At 44.4% G+C, this 17,303-nt stretch carries 14 protein-coding genes and 1 tRNA gene; 3 read left to right on the plus strand and 12 right to left on the minus strand.

Features of this window, described 5'->3' with window-relative positions; all coding sequences use genetic code 11:
• Positions 1-141: 141 nt before the first annotated feature.
• The 5 genes from SPICA_RS05570 to argF form a co-directional block, all read right to left on the minus strand.
• Positions 142-990: a hypothetical protein gene (locus tag SPICA_RS05570; RefSeq protein ID WP_013968556.1), complete on the minus strand. Its 849-nt coding sequence runs from the start codon at positions 988-990 to the stop codon at positions 142-144.
• Positions 991-1,248: 258 nt separating this feature from the next.
• On the minus strand, positions 1,249-2,211 hold the full coding sequence (locus SPICA_RS05575) for a DHH family phosphoesterase (protein ID WP_013968557.1): 963 nt from the start codon (positions 2,209-2,211) through the stop codon (positions 1,249-1,251).
• A 6-nt stretch (positions 2,212-2,217) separates the two neighbouring features.
• Positions 2,218-3,387, minus strand: a complete 1,170-nt coding sequence (locus SPICA_RS05580; RefSeq protein WP_013968558.1) for a M24 family metallopeptidase — start codon at positions 3,385-3,387, stop codon at positions 2,218-2,220.
• Positions 3,387-3,824, minus strand: a complete 438-nt coding sequence (locus SPICA_RS05585; RefSeq protein WP_013968559.1) for a hypothetical protein — start codon at positions 3,822-3,824, stop codon at positions 3,387-3,389. The genes SPICA_RS05580 and SPICA_RS05585 overlap by 1 nt, the downstream gene beginning before the upstream one ends.
• 100 nt (positions 3,825-3,924) lie before the next feature.
• On the minus strand, positions 3,925-4,866 hold the full coding sequence (gene argF / locus SPICA_RS05590; protein ID WP_013968560.1) for an ornithine carbamoyltransferase: 942 nt from the start codon (positions 4,864-4,866) through the stop codon (positions 3,925-3,927).
• Between the two features lie 164 nt (positions 4,867-5,030).
• On the opposite strand from argF, the gene SPICA_RS05595 reads away from it, so the two are divergent.
• Together SPICA_RS05595 and SPICA_RS05600 are read left to right on the plus strand one after the other, a co-directional pair.
• Positions 5,031-7,691 (plus strand): tetratricopeptide repeat protein, encoded by a 2,661-nt coding sequence (locus SPICA_RS05595; protein WP_013968561.1) that lies wholly within the window; start codon positions 5,031-5,033, stop codon positions 7,689-7,691.
• A 58-nt stretch (positions 7,692-7,749) separates the two neighbouring features.
• A tRNA-Met gene (locus SPICA_RS05600) sits at positions 7,750-7,822 on the plus strand.
• Between the two features lie 17 nt (positions 7,823-7,839).
• Here the strand turns inward: SPICA_RS05600 and SPICA_RS05605 are convergent.
• The 4 genes from SPICA_RS05605 to nrdR are packed head-to-tail and all read right to left on the minus strand — an operon-like array spanning position 7,840 to position 11,640.
• A complete protein-coding gene (locus SPICA_RS05605) occupies positions 7,840-8,568 on the minus strand; it encodes an anaerobic ribonucleoside-triphosphate reductase activating protein (RefSeq protein WP_013968562.1) in 729 nt (242 codons plus the stop codon).
• 11 nt (positions 8,569-8,579) lie between these two features.
• Positions 8,580-9,125 carry an anaerobic ribonucleoside-triphosphate reductase gene (nrdD, locus tag SPICA_RS05610; protein WP_052296346.1) on the minus strand — a complete coding sequence of 182 codons (546 nt, stop codon included), beginning with the start codon at positions 9,123-9,125 and terminating at the stop codon, positions 8,580-8,582.
• Positions 9,122-11,182, minus strand: a complete 2,061-nt coding sequence (locus tag SPICA_RS05615) for a ribonucleoside triphosphate reductase (RefSeq protein ID WP_013968563.1) — start codon at positions 11,180-11,182, stop codon at positions 9,122-9,124. The genes nrdD and SPICA_RS05615 overlap by 4 nt, the downstream gene beginning before the upstream one ends.
• Complete coding sequence (gene nrdR / locus SPICA_RS05620) at positions 11,179-11,640, minus strand: transcriptional regulator NrdR (protein WP_013968564.1); 462 nt, start codon at positions 11,638-11,640, stop codon at positions 11,179-11,181. Before nrdR ends, SPICA_RS05615 begins: the two co-directional genes overlap by 4 nt.
• A gap of 274 nt (positions 11,641-11,914) precedes the next feature.
• Between nrdR and SPICA_RS05625 the strand changes: the two genes are divergently transcribed.
• A complete protein-coding gene (locus SPICA_RS05625) occupies positions 11,915-13,054 on the plus strand; it encodes a glycosyltransferase family 4 protein (RefSeq protein WP_013968565.1) in 1,140 nt (379 codons plus the stop codon).
• Positions 13,055-13,086: 32 nt separating this feature from the next.
• Here SPICA_RS05625 and lon read toward each other — a convergent pair whose 3' ends face one another.
• The 3 genes from lon to clpP are packed head-to-tail and all read right to left on the minus strand — an operon-like array spanning position 13,087 to position 17,301.
• On the minus strand, positions 13,087-15,453 hold the full coding sequence (gene lon / locus SPICA_RS05630; protein WP_013968566.1) for an endopeptidase La: 2,367 nt from the start codon (positions 15,451-15,453) through the stop codon (positions 13,087-13,089).
• Positions 15,450-16,703, minus strand: a complete 1,254-nt coding sequence (clpX, locus tag SPICA_RS05635) for an ATP-dependent Clp protease ATP-binding subunit ClpX (protein ID WP_013968567.1) — start codon at positions 16,701-16,703, stop codon at positions 15,450-15,452. The genes lon and clpX overlap by 4 nt, the downstream gene beginning before the upstream one ends.
• Positions 16,687-17,301, minus strand: a complete 615-nt coding sequence (clpP, locus tag SPICA_RS05640; protein WP_013968568.1) for an ATP-dependent Clp endopeptidase proteolytic subunit ClpP — start codon at positions 17,299-17,301, stop codon at positions 16,687-16,689. The genes clpX and clpP overlap by 17 nt, the downstream gene beginning before the upstream one ends.
• Positions 17,302-17,303 lie beyond the last annotated feature (2 nt).

Raw genomic sequence — 17,303 nt, forward strand, 5'->3', positions numbered from 1 at the left:
ACTGTGGAATAAGAAGAAGTGCTTTAAGATGTCTGCATGATTTCCTGCATGAAAGGCGTGCCGATAAGCTAACATAATTGTATCCTACTATGCTTTCTAGGCTCAGCTCAAGGTACGATATGTTCTGTGCGGCCTGTTTTTTTAATTGTAAAGGTCCTGTATATTTTTATATTTCTGTTTCAGGACGAACAGTGTCGCATCTACGGTTCCCTTGGGAATCTGAAGAACCTCCGCAAGTTCCTGATTACTGGCAGATTTCTTGATTTTATGAAGTCGCTCGGTGAGTTTCTCTAAACGTCGTACATTTTTTGCAGCCCGTACTTCTAGTTGTATCCTTACAATGGGGTCCAGGTCTGTTATAGTAAGTTGTCCCTCGTACCGTAATTTTTTTATATAACACACCTGTATCTCTGTTTGCAGAGAATTGATGCGTTCATCAATTTTTAAACGTTTTAGTTTTAGCATATGGAACCACTGTTCCAGTTTACAGGGATCAATCCCTAAGGCGTGAGCAATCCGTTGTGAAAAGTCTGGTGATATATATCGATAGGATTTGAGAGCAAGGAGTAGTATTTGCCGGGGATTTCGGATTTTCATGGAAATCTCAGGGGGCATATAGGGTTGTTCAGTATCAAGGACAAGTTCTGTTTCTCCATTATCGCTCCATTTCGACTGATGCCACAGCTGAATTTCATCATCCTGATTAAGCTGTTCTTCTTTTTTATAATCCCGCAGGGCATACTGAATACTGCGATGGATGTAAGCATCAAAACTATGACCAGTGTCATGATAATGTTCAATCGACCTCCGTAAACGGGGGAAATAAAAGGCTATAAAATCAATGCGATCCTCCGGATGCAGTGTTGTAAGACTGAATCGGTGGGGATTATTTAGTAGGTATTGTATAACCCGTTGTTCAAAGTCCCTTTGGTTTGATACACCTGCTCTGAATTCTTGCAGCAGCTGTTCCATTGTATTATTTTCACCCATGGTTGGCCTCCGTATTACATTTTTATAAGGTAGCTCATAGCCCTGCTCCAAAAAAGCAAATACTGTGCCAACTTTTTGGTACTATGAAAAATACAACATTATTTGCTTAATTGATAATGAAATAGATTGATGAATTGCTCGTCGTGAGCCTGTTCTGGTTACAATTTGTTACAAAAATACTACGCCCCTGCAGTATCTGCAGGGGATGCAGCGTTGTTATGTTACAATTTGTTACAAAAATAGCGAACCCAAGGTCCCCTAGAGAACCTCTGCAAATGCCCTGATAAGCCTTTCTTTGAGGGGAGCTATGGTCCCTTGAGCGGTAAAACCTGAGGCTTGCTTATGCCCTCCACCACCAAACTGAACCGCTATGGCAGATACATCAACCTTGTCTATGGACCTGAGCCCTACCGTACAGGATGTTGGACTTTCTTGCCGGATAACCGCTACAGCTTCAACGCCGGCTACGGAAAGGAGTAATTGATACAACATGTCTGAATCCCTCCCCTGAAGTCCAAAGCGTTCCGTATCTTCTAAGTTCTCATAGGAAACCAGGAGTTTCCCATGGTAATAGGACTCTGTTCTGCTTAAAATAAGACCGAGGAGTATGCGAGATTCAAGACTTTTACCGCCATTAATCTTCTGAAACGTCCTTTTTGGACTGGCGCCAGCGCTGATAAGGCGGCTTGCAATATCAAAGGTGAATGCTCCACCATAATCAACATGACGAAAAAAGCCTGTATCGGTACATAGACCAAAAAAGAGTAGTTCCGCTTCTTCCTTTGTTGGCGTAAGCCCCAGGGCTTCGATGAGTAAAAGGGTTAAAGCGGTAACTGATGGAGATGTGGGTTCTAAAAAGATCACATCCCCCGTAGGTTTTGCAGCTGCATGGTGGTCAATTATCGCCAGGGGGAGTCCCATGATGTAGGGTTCTAGGTCTCCGGTCCTTTCTAAACTGGAACAGTCCATAACAATGACACGACTTTCGGGTTCTCGAGGAGGGGTGGAGGTAAATCCTTCGGCATAGGATACGATTTCGGGCCGCTTAAAGGGTCCTGCTGAGCATGGAATTGCCTGTTTTCCCAATCGATTAAGTACTGAACAAAGCGCAAGCTGGCTCCCAACACAGTCACCATCTGGCTCTTTATGGCCAGCAATTAAAAACTTGGAACCCTCACGAATAAAGGTGAGCAAACTTTGGGGAACCTGAATGTTAGTCATAGATCCTCACTGCGGTGTAAGTAAGGCAAACTGCCTCATTTTCCCAGAAACATAGGCTTGATGTTGCTGAATATATACATCAATTTCCGTCCTAAATCCATATTCAGAAAAATAAAGCCCTGGTTCAATGGAAAAGCAGGCCCCATCCAGAAGCTTTCGTTCATCGGGAAATTCTACTGAATCGATATTTACCCCCGAACCATGACATTCTGTGTCTATTCCATGGCCGGTTCGATGTTTTATTGCCCCCTCATAACCTCTGTTCACAAGAAATTTTCTGACTTCCCGGTCTACCGCCGCCCCTGTCGGTCGAAGGCCCTGATTAAGCTGGGCTGTAATAAAACTGAGCGCTGCTTCGCGGCTATCGACCAAATCCTGAAAAATTTTTTGTATATGCTGGGGAATCTCTGTTCCGTAGTATCCTACCCAGGAAATATCTGCATATATGGAATGGTTTTCTATTTCCTTTGCCCAGAGGTCCAGTTGTATGACATCTCCAAACTGAATCAGGCGTCCATGACTCGTAACCTCATAGTGGGGATCTCCTGCATGGGAACCTGCGGCAACAATAGGCGGATGGTCGGTGACCAAGTTCCGCTCTTTCATCCCAACCAGAATAGCCTGTTGCAGGTCTCCTTCGTACAGGGGTTGTTTAGTTCTATAATGCTTTGAAACAAGAGCCCAGATGTCTTCTACGATTTCATACAGTCCAATCGCAGCCCTTTTGTGGCTGGCTAGGTCTTCATCTGAAAGTATTCCTTTAATTCGCTGAATGAGGGATGCCGCACTAACAGTTTGAATACCTGCTTGTACCAAATTTTGCATAGTGCCTGCATCAAGATAAGAGATCACTGGCAGATTTACATCTGCATGTACTGCAAGCGTTTTACCAGCAAAACACTGCAAAGCCTTGGTAATCCCATCCCTTCCAGAATAGACAAGGCTACTACCAGAGAGCTGGTCCAAAATATGGGCTTCTATAGCATGAACTATCTTTATCGGTTCTCCTTCCCTTGGAACCATATAGAACCAGGGGCGTGAATTGGTTGAGTCCCTGCTTAATCCAAGAAGTTCATCCGAAAGTGGGTCTCGGTGGTGAAAATTATAAAAAAGCCATCCGTCTACAGCCTCTTCCCGGATGGCTTTCTGAAGGTTTTCAATGGTTAGCGCTGTCATTAAAATTCGATTTTTATTTCCTCTACCTTAAATTTATCAGCTATGTTTGCATCGGGTGGTAAAATACCCCAGGACGGATGGGATTTATCCCGTTTCACATACAATCTGACATGGCTGAATTTACCATCTTTGTAAAAAATTACAAGGTAAGGCCAGGTTGTACTGGCATCCATTTTAATGAGATCACCCTTCCCACCAGAAGCGGCAAACCATGCATCGGGCAGGTAGAGTCTGCCAAGCTCGTTATCAGCCTTCTGGTATAGGACCAAAAAACCCAACGTATGAGGATAAATTTTAACGATTGGGACATTGATATAAAATAGATTAGCCCAGTTGTCCGGGTTTGTGTCCGCCGGAATCCGTGCATCCTGTGCGATTCCAGGCAGTATACTGATAAAGAGCATTACAACCATAAGCAGTACATGTCGAGTTTTCAACGGGAGCCTCCCTTCCTTGGAAATTTCCTTTGAGAAACACAGAAGCGTCGCTTCTGCTGCTCTACAGTATAATACGCACAGCGGCTCTTCGCAAGGATTTTTATTGTATTGTAGCCAGCATAATAGCTTTTATTGTGTGTTTCCTATTTTCTGCCTGATCCCATGCCCGACTTTGAGGCCCGTCGATCACATCCTGGGTTACCTCTTCGCCTTTTACGGCAGGTAGACAATGTAAAAAGATTGTGTCTGATCGACCGGTTGTATCCATGAGTTCCTGGTTGACCTGATAGGCTTTTAAAAGCCGGTACCTTTCTTCACGGGCTGCCTCTTCTCCCATGGACACCCATACATCGGTATAGATTGCATCCACGCCTTTTACAACCTGGATATCATCGGTAATCTCGATTGTACACCCGCTCTCTGCTCCATATTGATGACAGAGGCTCTGTAATGCTGCATCTGGTTGTAATACCTTCGGAGTAACTACGGTAAAATGAATACCCAGCTTAGAACAAATAACCATGAGGGAACGAGCCACATTGTTTCTACCATCACCAACAAAACAAAGTTTTTTTCCTTTACTCGTTCCAAATACTTCTTCGAGGGTCATAATATCAGCAAGAACCTGAGTTGGATGAAATTGATCGGTGAGACCGTTATAAACGGGGACACCTGAATAAGCTGCAAGTTTTTCCACCGTTTCTTGTTTAAACCCACGGAACTCTATCGCATCGAACATCCTGCCCAATACCCGGGCTGTATCTTCAATCGATTCCTTTGCGCCCAATTGAATATCCTGGGTAGATAGAAATACGGGATGCCCACCCTCTTCGCCAAAAGCCGTCTCAAAGGCACATCTTGTACGGGTTGAACGTTTTTCAAAAATCATAGCAAGGGTTTTACCTGCAAAACGTTGATGAAGTTCTCCCCGTTTTTTTTGCTGTTTGACTTCTTGAGAAAGATCCAGTAAGTACCGGATTTCATCGGACGTATAATCTTTCCAGGTAAGAAGTGACCGACCTTTGAACATTTCGGGATTCATAGTGCCTCCAATATGTGGATATATATACAATAAAAATGTATTTTTATGCAATAGGTGTAAAGCCTCTTTATTTACAGAATTAATTGTACGATGATAAAATCAATATGATTTCAATGTTGTTTACGATAAGGTTTTATTCTCAATTCCACCGAACACAGCCTGATATGGTGAAATCCATACAGCAGGAAGTGCAGACTCTGGTCCATAGTTCTGGAGGAAAGATTATACGTCTTGGGCGAGAAACTATTGCAGAATTTTCTGAACAGTCCTTTACGTTTTCTATTCAATTTTTTACGTTTATTCAACAATTAATACCTTTCTGTCAAAAACTTCGAAAACTTTTACTGGGATATTCGATATATTTTTATACCGAAGATACTTTTGCGAATGATACCTGTGTAAAAAGGCTTGTACATCATAAAGACAGCATCGGAATTTTTTGCAGCCCTGAGCTTGTTACAATCTTTGCTCCACTCTTTGCAGTAGAATCTCTCCCCGACACAAATATCTTCCAACTTAAAGACTTAAAAAAAATTAAGGAATTACCACTTCCGGACATTGACACTCTTATTCCACGATTTCGAACTGAACTTGATAGTTCCGCTGCTCGTTGTAAAATATTGCTTGGTAAAAACAGAGCTCTTCTCATGCTTTTAAACAACACCTATATAGAGCAACAATATAAAGATGTTCTTCAATTTTATATCAGCTTTAATCCCGCAGGACCATCTTTGAATGGGTTTATTGAGCTTTTTATACAAAGTATTCAAGAAAGAGATGAATTTTCACAACCATATAAAGAAAAATTGGCATTGCTCAAGGCTGAACGGTTACATGAACAGTATAATGAGACAATACAATCTCACCTGAAAGAGCTCTTGAATCTTTGGAACAGCATATATGAGACTATACCCCTTGTGCTTCATATTGATTATCTTGATGCTCTCCACGATACATTACAGACGATATGTAGGCAATTCCTTGTCGCTTTTTTGCAGTCCCCCATACATCGTGTTCATATTTTTGCTACAGATAGGAAATCCTTATCTTGGATTGATGAAATTGACCGTCATTTTGTTTTTATCCAGTCTCCTGAGCGCTCATGGAATGGCTTACTCGACGAAACAGACCAATATCTCAATCCCAGGATTATAGTACCCGCTGCCTATCTTTGTCATAAACTATCCTCAATCTATTCAAAATCTGAACTCTCACTGCAACTGGAACGGAGTGGGTTTTCTAAAAGCAGTATCCAGTGGTTGTTTGAGGTTTTTAATAAAACCGGAATATTTCCAGTTGGAGCAGCGGATTTTATTATTTCTTCAGGAACCGAATCGATGCTCACAAACTATCTACAAGAGAAAGATTCGCATCTCGTGAACAGTATTGTCCAGGAACGGCTGCGTGAAAGTGTATCGAAACATGAGCTGCTTCCCAGTATGGGCTTATTAGTCTGTTACATAGGTGTAGAAGGAAACGCTGACCCCGATTTTATTCTGGATTGTATTATCCATGATTTACAAAATGATTACTTTGTTGAATTAGATCGATCTATTCAATCGGAACGGCTTATACAACTCATTGGCAACGAATTGTTTCCGGCACTATATTATATCCTGATCACGGATCATTTAGTAACCACTGGTTCACCTCAAGATCTTCTTAATGCGGTACACAATACTGTTCCTTCTACTATTAGCAATAATCGAATAAAGGCCTTCTGCCATATCAATGCTGCTCTATTGAATCTTGTTTCGGGGGATCTTGGTGTAGCTTCTGAGAACATAAAAACCGCACTTTTATTATTACAGGATTATAAAAATAAACAGGGCTTGGAAAAAGTGTTCCGAATTTTTGGATTATTAAAATTAGCGCAACATAATATCGAAGACAGCATTGAATATTTAACCTTTGCTCTGGATTCAGCACAGGAATGTGCAAATACCTGTGAACGAGCTTATTCGAGTTATTACATCAGTGTAGCGTATTTCTTACAGGGTAATTTTCCTCGGGCTATCTTCTTTATTAATATGGCAATACAGCTATTCCATAATCTGGATAATCAACAATGGGAAGAAAAAAGCCTGTTTCTACTTGGCAGACTTCAATTTTCTTTGGGAAATTATGAAAAGGCTTTAGAAGCGTTTGATCTGATTCATGGTGTAGATATAGCTAGTTTATGGCGTCTGAGAGCAACACTCTATGCATCTATAGGTAATACCATTGCTATGAAACGTATAGCTGAATCATATGCAACGCTGCATATACAAGACCCCATGTTGGAAATTGAGCTACACTTTTTTCTTGGAAATTATGAAGCATGTTCCCGTCGCTGTGATGCCATGCTTATGAGTGAACCTGTATCTTTATTGAGAGTGACTGAGCAAGTGGATTGGACCGACGGATATGCGCAAATTGAATCGCTGCTTTTTCCCCGGCGGGATTTTTTATACCGTCATGCAATCTGCTTTAGAGCATTATCACAAAGTACTCTTTATCCAGAGGATCGTACTATTATTGCCATGCTTGATAAACTCATAAATGATCTTAAGCCGATCAATAATTCCGGAATGTACGAATCTGGAGGCTATGAGGCAAGGATCTTTGATCCTTATGATGTTTTTTACTACACCTGTTATTACTTGGTGCTGCAACGACTCGATTCTACAGAGATTGACCGGGCAACCGCTTTAAGTAGTGCTTTTAAACGCTTACAAAAACGGGCCAGCCGGATTGAAGATGCAGAGATTCGGCGTCACTACTTAACTGCCAACTACTGGAATGGACTACTCAGTAGTGCTGCAAAATTGCATAATTTAATTTAATTCGGTTCTGAAAAGTAATTGACATACTTACTACTTTTTGATATGTTCATCCCATCACGGCGGCATAGCTCAGTCGGTAGAGCAAACGGCTCATATCCGTTCGGTCATAGGTTCAAGTCCTATTGCCGCTAGACCTCCTAAAAACCTGTCAAGGCTTTGCCTGGCAGGTTTTGTTTTTTATACCCCTGAGATAGGCAGTCTTACCATGGCTTAGAGCTATCTCAGTTAGGTGCACAATCTCTTCAACTGCTGGTTCAGTAAAGGAATTCCAGGTGCTGTCTAGGCATGTCCCTGGTTTAAAAGGGCTGAAATACCAGGGACTCTTTTCATCAACCAGTTGGGCGATGATTTTGATATCCTGTTCTGTAAGATAACCCTGGGGAAGTACAATAGTTCTATATTCATGGGCTATACCACTTTCCTGTATGATGATGCTGCTTTTTTTAATAGACTCTTCGTTCCCCCCAATTTCTGGATAACGATGAGGGGCGAGTTTCAGGTCAAGGGCAATATAATCGGGACGGGTTGTCTCCCGGGCAAAAATATATTCCAGAACTTCAGGCCTACTCCCATTGGTATCAAGCTTTACCTTGTAACCTAGCATTTTATAGTACTGAATCATTTCCGGAAGTTCCCGAGTAAGGGTTGGTTCTCCCCCTGTAATAACAACCCCTTCCAGAACAGAACGACGTTTTTTTAAATGCTCGTTAATAATCTGTATAGGAAGCAAAGATGCTTCAGCTACTGACGCAGGTAGTACAAGGTTTCCATTATGGCACCAGGGACAGCGGAAGTTGCAATAGGGAAGAAATACAACAGCCGCCAGTATCCCTGGGTAATCAATGAGACTTGTTTTCTGGAAACCCGCCAGTACCATGCTTAATGAACCTATACAGCCTTATCTAACTGAGAGGAACCCTGTTTTGCGAAGGCCAGGATAGACTTAGCATCCCTTGCCCGAGCCAATTCTTTGCCTGATGGGTCGAGAAGAATTGCAGTAGGGGTAGATAGCACATTGTGACGGGCCGCAGCGGAAAGTCCTTCTGCAGTGTCCGCATCGACAAAGTCTACAGGAATGCCTAGTTTTTGCGCGGCATCCTTTGCTGGGGGACAGGCCGGGCATGCGGAGCGGACAAAAAGTAAAAGCTTGCTCTGGTCATGGAAAGGTAAAGTTTGTAAGGGATTTTGGGATATGTTTGTTTCGGAAGTATAGATTTTAGATGTCCCATGAGCGTATTGATTATCAAGGTCTTCTGCCACTATGCGGAACATCTTTCGCTCTGCATATTCTTGTCGTTTCCCCTTATTCCAATTACGAACTGATCGGTAATACCCAACAATGCGGGTGTACACTTCTGTGGTGGTACCTTGCACCTGGTTCAGGGCTTCCCGGGCTTCTGCTAATTCCTTTTCAATTTGTTCGAGGGTCCTCATTTTGTAACTCCTTGTACTATTGCGTTGCGTTCTGCTTCGAGAGCGCTAATTCGTGCCTGTATTGCTGCTTCCTGTTCAGATTTGCAAATTGGACAGGTAAAGTGTTCTCCCGCCAGATACCCGTGGACGGGACATACTGAGAAGGTGGGGGAAATGGTGAAGTAGGGGATGCGGTAGTTATGGGCAATGGCTTTTACTAGATTCCGGCAGCTACGCCAGTCTTCGATGGCTTCACCAAGAAATGCATGGAACACCGTGCCCCCTGTATAAGCAGTTTGAAGGCTTTCCTGAAGGTCCAGGGCATCGAAGATATCATCGGTCAACATAACCGGCAGCTGGGTTGAGTTTGTGTAGTAGGGTTCATCGGTTCCTGCGGTAATGATATCGGGGTATCGTTTTTTATCATGTTTTGCAAGCCGATAAGAAGTGGATTCTGCAGGGGTAGCTTCCAGATTAAAGAGTTCTCCGGTCTCTTCCTGATAGTCTGCCAATCGGTTCCGCATAACCTGCAGGGTTTTCAGAGCAAAGGCCTGCCCTCGTTCTGTCGCAATAGTACAGTCAGCACCGAAAAAGTTCTGCAGACATTCATTCATGCCGACGAGGCCGATGGTATTAAAATGATTATTCAATGTTTTAAGATACCGCTTGGTGTAGGGGAATAACCCCGCGTCAAGCAGTCGATTAACAACCTTACGTTTAGTTATAAGGCTTTCCTTGGCCAGGTCCATCAGGCGGCCCAAGCGTCGGTAAAAATCATCTTCATCCTTGGCAAGGTAGCCAATCCGGGGTAGGTTGATGGTTACCACCCCTATGGATCCGGTAAGCTCATCGGATCCGAAAAGGCCACCCCCCCGTTTTCGCAGTTCTCGCTTATCCAGCTGTAAACGGCAGCACATTGAACGGACATCGCTGGGATTCAAATCGGAATTGACAAAGTTTTGAAAATAGGGTGTTCCATATCGGCTGGTCATTTCAAAAAGTAGTTTTGCGTTGTCACTTTCCCAGTTAAAATCAGCGGTAATATTGTACGTGGGAATAGGGTATTGAAAGCCCCTACCTTCTGCATCGCCTTCTAACATCAATTCAATGAATATCCGGTTAACCCGGTCCATCTCTTGTTGGCAGTCGCCGTAGGTAAAGTTCTGTTCTTTGCCGCCCACAATAGCAGGTTTATCCCGCAAGTCCTGTGGTACGGACCAATCCAGGGTGATGTTGGTAAAAGGCGCCTGACTCCCCCAGCGGCTCGGGGTATTAACACCAAAGATAAAGCTTTGCAGGCATTGTTTCAGTTCTTTATCAGTCAACTTGTCTGCCTTTACAAAGGGGGCTATATAGGTATCGAAGGAGCTGAAGGCCTGGGCGCCGGCCCATTCATTTTGCAGGCAGCCTAGAAAATTGACCGCCTGCTGCATCAGGGTACTCAGGTGCCGGGCTGGTTTGGAAGTGATTTTGTCGGGAACGCCGCCCAGGCCTTCCTGGATAAGCTGTCTCAAGGACCAGCCGGCACAGTAACCGGAAAACATGGATAGGTCATGAATATGAAAATCTGCATTTCGGTGAGCTTCAGCTACTGCTTCAGAATAGATATTCTTCAGCCAATAATTGGCGGTAATAGTTCCTGAATTATGCAGGATAAGTCCTCCCAGGGAGTAATTAACATTAGCATTCTCGTTTACCCGCCAATCTGACTGATTAAGGTAGCCATCCATGGTGGCGTCAATATCAAGCATGAGCTTTTGGGTGTCCCGGATTGCCTCATGGCGGGACCGGTACAAAATATAGGCTTTAGCTACCGGGACTTCCTGGGATTCTATGAGTGCGGTTTCTACCAGGTCCTGTATTTCTTCTATAGCTGGAATGGAATTAGGGTGCCGCTGCTGCATCATCCGGGTCAATAGTTCTTCCACCCGATTGACAATAGCTTGCACCTTATTGGTTCCATTCTTATCCATTTCTGGAACTCCAACCGCCTTAAAGGCCTTACCAACGGCGGCTTCAATTTTGAGCCTGTCATAGGCTTCGATATGACCAGACCGTTTTACCACCTGCTTAATCATTTATTCCCTCCCAACTTTTGTATTTCCTGAACAAATTCTTCCAGATCTTTGAAATGGCGGTATACCGAGGCAAAGCGGATATAAGCTACCTTATCGATTGCCCCAAGTTTTTCGAGTACCAGTTCTCCAATTTCGGTGGTTGGAATTTCATGATTTGCCTTACCGGCAATGACCACCGCATCTTCAATTTCATTAACAATATTTTCTATGGTCATTTGAGAAACGGGCCGTTTTTCCAGAGCTCGCTGAACTCCCCGTTCGATTTTTGTTCTGTCAAAGGGTTCCCGCCGTCCATCCCGCTTAATAACCATGAATTGCTTATCTTCAATCCGTTCATAGCTTGTAAAACGATAGCCACATCCATTACATTCTCTGCGGCGCCGGATTGCTTCGCCGTTGGCAAGAGTTCGGGATTCTATTACTTTGTCATCGAAGTTGCCACAATGGGGGCATCTCATGCTATACTACTCCTGATAAAAAGACTATAAAAATAAGCCTTGTAAGGGCGCTATATATAGTGTTTTATATGCGATATGATTATTTTATCACGCTATCTGTTGCGTAGCAAGAGGTGTGTGAAAAAAAAGAACATCTAAGCCAGTTTGGAAACAACCTTTTGACACATTGGCTAGATGACGGGGTTTTCTAAAAAATCCTGATTTTAAAGGTCTCAAGACTATAAATAAGTTGATCTTTGCATCAAAGTTATGTTTGTTACCAAGGAGTTGATCCATGAAGATTGGAATAGATACCTTTGCCTGCGATGGGGGGAAATCTGGAGTTGGGGTATATCTTACTCAATTGTTGCGTCGGATGCCCCGATCTCTAGCTGGAATGGAGCTCTTTGGCTGGGAATTTGATAAATATGCTTATACCGATGTAGCTGAAGATCTGGAATTTATTTCCCAGTCATTTAAAACAAGCAGAACTGCCAGTTCCCTTTGGCATATTTTTAAATACCCGGATTTTGCAAAGTCTAGGAATTATGGGGTTACGTTTTTTCCCGCTGCTCATCGAGTATTACCATACCATTCTCCTTGTCCTACCGTAGGAACTGTTCATGATATGGCGGCCTATCGTGGGCCCTGGCGAAGCAGGGAGCATCTAGGAGCGGTACTGCGGCTTGTATTCCCCGATTCCTTACGAAATTTGGACCGAATTATTGCGGTTAGCGAATGGGTAAAACAAGAATTGGTCGAAGTTGCTCAAGTTAAAGCATCCAGAATCGAAGTTATTCCTAATGGGATTGATCTTTCAGCTTTTTATCCCCGACCGCGAAATGAAGAAAGTGTTATTCTCATACAACCCTTTAGTTTTCGCCGTCCCTATATTCTCTATGTATCCCGTATTGATTATCCTGTTAAAAATCATATCAAGCTGATCGAAGCCTTCGCAATCTTTAAAGAACGAACCAAGTATCCTCACCGTTTGGTACTGGCAGGATCTGATTCAAAACATGCTGATAAGGTAAAAAAAGCGGCAGCCCGTTCAAAATATAAAAATGATATTTTCTTCACTGGACATTTTCCGCTGAAAAATTTGCCGGAACTCTATGCAGGGTCTGAGATGGTAGTCTTTCCTTCAAAATATGAAGGGTTTGGTATGGGAGTTCTGGAAGCTATGGCCTGTGGTGTGCCGGTAGCCTGTGCCCGATCAGCATCCTTACCAGAAACTGCAGAACATGCGGCCCTGTATTTTGATCCGAACTCAGCGGAAGATATGGCCGATCGAATGGTGACCCTGGCAACCAACCGGGAGGTGTATAAGGAATGCCGCCAGCGTGGTCTCGAGCGGGCCCAGCTCTTTTCCTGGGAGCGCTGTGCGGAACAAACCTTTAAGGTTATAATGGAAACCGCAGGTAAGACTATATAAGGGCGAAGTGAGCGGGTGATCTATCACCGAGCTCAGGTAAAGATTGATGGCTCAAAAAGGAGCTCAAAAGCCTCTGTTGCCTGTTCAATGCTATGAATGATCAGGGCTTCCCGAATATCCCGATCCAGTTCTTCAAGATCGTCCATATTTCCTTTTGGAATAATGACATCGGTTAAGCCGTTCCGGATAGCCGCCAAGAGTTTTTCCTTTAGACCGCCAATGGGAAGCACCCTGCCGGTCAGGGTTAACTCACCGGTCATGGCAAACCCGCCTTTCACCGGTCGCTGACTAAGGGTAGAAAGGAGAGAAACTGCAAGGGTAATACCTGCTGAAGGCCCATCCTTTGGAATCGCCCCTTCAGGGACATGAATATGAAAGTCGGTTTTCCCGATATCTTCAATTGCCAGGGTTATTTTGGGACTGATACTTCTCAGGTAGGAGAGGGCTGTCCGGGCACTTTCCTTCATTACATCACCCAAATTACCGGTCATAATGAGCTCTCCCGAACCTTCAAAGGTAACCGTTTCTATGGGTAGTATGGTGCCTCCCGTTTCAGTCCAGGCAAGACCGTAGCAGACCCCAATCCGTTGTTCCTTGTATACCACATCGTGTTTGTATTTCCTTTTTCCAAGAAGGGTATCCAAAGTCGTAAGCCGGATTGTTTTTTTAAAATCCCCAATCGCCTTTTCTTTTCCGTATCCCTGTTCAACCGCAGACTTAGCCAGCTTTCTGATACAATGGGCAATTTCCCGTTCAAGGCCCCGAACCCCCGATTCCATGGTTCGATACCGAATGATATCTCGAATTGCCTCATCCTGAAATTTAACCGAAGCCTGAGCAAGTCCATGCTCTTCGAGCTGTTTGGGTATTAAGAATCTTTTTGCAATCTGCAGTTTTTCTCCCTCACCGTATCCAGGAATGTCGATGACCTCCATGCGGTCGAGTAAAGGGTGAGGAATCGTATGGAGCGAGTTAGCGGTGGCGATGAAAAGTACCTTCGAAAGATCATAGGGTACTTCCAAATAGTGGTCGGTAAAGGTTGAATTTTGTTCCGGGTCGAGTACTTCCAGCAAGGCCGATGCAGGGTCCCCTCGAAAATCGCTTGATAGTTTATCAATCTCATCAAGCAAAAAAACTGGATTTATAGATTTAGCTCTGCGCATGGATTGAATGATTTTTCCTGGTAAGGCTCCTACATAGGTTTTTCGGTGTCCGCGAATTTCAGCCTCATCCCGGACACCACCGAGGGAAATACGGACAAAATTCCTTCCCAGGGCTCGGGCCACTGATTTCCCAAGACTCGTTTTACCCGTACCAGGGGGACCTACAAAACAAAGAATAGGCCCCTTAATCTGGCTTGTAAGCTGACGGACTGCCAAATATTCAATAATCCGTTCCTTGGGCTTTTTCATATCATAGTGGTCCCGGTTCAGAATTTCCTCTGCCAGGGCAAGATCCGTTGAGTCAGTGGTAGCTTCATTCCAAGGAAGGTCGATGATCCATTCCAGGTACGTTCGCAGCACTCCCGCTTCAGGAGAAAGACTTTGGAGTTTTTTTAGGCGATTAAGCTCCTTCTTAGCTTTAGATAGCACTTCTTCTGGGGGATTTTTTGCTTCAAGGGCTTTTTCGATTTCGGTAAATTCATCTTCCCCCGTGTCACGGCCCAGTTCTTTATTTATTTCTTTAAGTTGTTCATTCAGGATATATTCACGTTGGGTCTTTTCCATGCGGCTTTTTACCTTACCGGTAATTTTCCGCTGTAGCGCAATGATTTCATTTTCCAGTTCCAGATGTTCAAGGAGAGTCTGGAGCCGTTTTTTGCTGTCATCGATTTCAAGTAGCTCAAGTTTCTTTTCTATTTTGATGGGTAAGGCATTGGCCGCCACATTGCAGAGTTTCTCCGCATTTTCTGCCCGCTCAACCGCAGCAAGCACTTCGGTGCTTATCTTTTTAGACAGTTCAGCGAATTGATTAAATGAGCGCTGTACTGCCCGCATAAGTGCTTCGATCTCTGCCGATTCCCCTTCTAAAACCGGGATTCCCTGAATTGGTTGTACGGTGACAAGGCGCACCTGGTCCAGTAATGAACTAGTCCCGATTCGTCCCCGATATTCACCATGTAAAACTACCCGATAAGAGCCATCGGGTAGTTTTAACTGTTGAACGATATGAGCAACTGTCCCAGTCGGATAGGTATCTTCATCGTTTGTAGTATCTTTGCGACAAGCTGCAAAAAGCCGCTGATCCCGCTTCAGAGCCTCTTCCAGGGCTTTAATCCCGGCAGGATAGGTAATAAAGAGGGGGATCATGGTATGGGGAAAGACAACGAACTCCCTCACCGGCATGAGAGGGAGTTCATCCTTGGAATTCCTGCTTTTGAATGCAGAAAGGAGACTCATGCGCTTTTCTGAAGAGGTATTATTTCAGGACGTTCTGATTTCAGAACCACATCCTTAGTGACCACTACCCGTTTTTTCCCCTCAAGAGAAGGTATTTCAAACATGATATCGGTCATCATCCGTTCTACAATAGCACGCAGTCCCCGGGCTCCGGTTTTCTGTTTGATCGCAGTGTCGGCGATAGCATCGATAGCTTCTTCGGTGAAAACCAGCTCTACATCATCGATGGCAAGGGATGCCTGATATTGTTTCAGGATAGCATTCCGAGGTTCGGTAATAATTCGTTTTAGATCCTCTTTCTTAAGGTCATCCAGGGTGACTGTAATGGGGAGCCGTCCGATAAATTCGGGAATCATACCGAAGCGGATTAAATCATCGGGATGCAAATTACTGTAGAGTTCTTGCAGGTTCTTATCTTTCCGTTCCCGTACATCAGCGCCAAAGCCCAGTGGATGCTGGGATATTCGCTGTTCAATGAATTTGTCCAACCCGACAAAGGCTCCCCCGCAGATAAAGAGAATATTGGTGGTGTCGATGCGGATCATTTCCTGATTTGGATGTTTTCGCCCACCCTGAGGAGGTACGGAAGCAATGGTCCCTTCGATGATTTTAAGCAGGGCCTGTTGGACACCCTCACCGGATACATCCCGGGTTATCGAAACATTCTCGCCTTTCCGGGCAATCTTATCAATTTCATCAATATAGACGATGCCCCGCTCTGCGGCTGCAATGTTTCCCCCCGCATTCTGAATCAGTTTGAGGAGGATGTTTTCTACGTCCTCACCGACATATCCAGCCTCAGTGAGGGTGGTGGCATCCGCAATAGCAAAGGGAACCTTGAGCTTCCGCGCCAGGGTCTTTGCCAGGAGTGTTTTACCGGTACCGGTCGGTCCAATAAGGAGCACATTGGATTTTTCTATTTCAACGTCATCCGGTGTTTTTGCAGGGTTCGCTATTCGCTTATAATGATTATACACCGCCACAGAAAGGGCCTTTTTGGCCGCATCCTGACCAATAATAAACTGGTCCAGGTAGTCCTTAATTTCCCTTGGTGTAGGGATATCCCCGGTAAACTGGGTTGAAAGGTCATGATCTTCTTCTGCAAGAATTTTCTGACAGACCTCGACACATTCGTCGCAGATATAGATATCGTTCGGACCGGCAATAAGACGCCGGGCCATGTCAGCACTCTTACCGCAGAAAGAGCAGGATCGTTCGTGTATTCCAGAGCCATTACGAAGCCGTGCCATGTTTCTCCCTCGTCAGAATTTTGTCTGCTACGCCGTAAGCAACCGCATCCTGGGCAGACATGAAGAAATCCCGTTCCATATCCTGGGCTATCTGCGCTTCAGTTTTACCGGTATGTTTTGCAAAGTATTCGATGGTCAGTTTTTTTAGTCGACCAATTTCTTTAGCCTGTATACCAATATCCTTTGCCTGCCCTTGGGCACCACCCCAGGGCTGGTGAATGAGGATTCGGGAAGAGGGGAGGGCAAAACGTTTCCCCGCAGTTCCCGCTGCGAGAATGAGGGCGGCCATGCTTGCAGCCTGTCCGAGACAGATGGTCTGGACAGCGCATTTAATGTACTGCATGGTATCATAAATCGCCAGCCCCGCAGTAACGGAACCACCCGGTGAATTTATGTACAGACTAATATCCTTTTCAGGATCCTGGCCTTCAAGGAAGAGCATCTGGGCAACTACCAGATCGGCGGTGACATCGTTAATTTCACCATCCAAAAAGATAATTCTATCCTTGAGCAACCGGGAATAAATATCATAGGATCGTTCACCAATGCCGGTCTGTTCTACGACGATCGGTACCAAATTATTCATCTGTTCATTCATGG

It is taken from the genome of Gracilinema caldarium DSM 7334, assembly GCF_000219725.1.
In the GTDB taxonomy this organism is placed as follows: domain Bacteria; phylum Spirochaetota; class Spirochaetia; order Treponematales; family Breznakiellaceae; genus Gracilinema; species Gracilinema caldarium.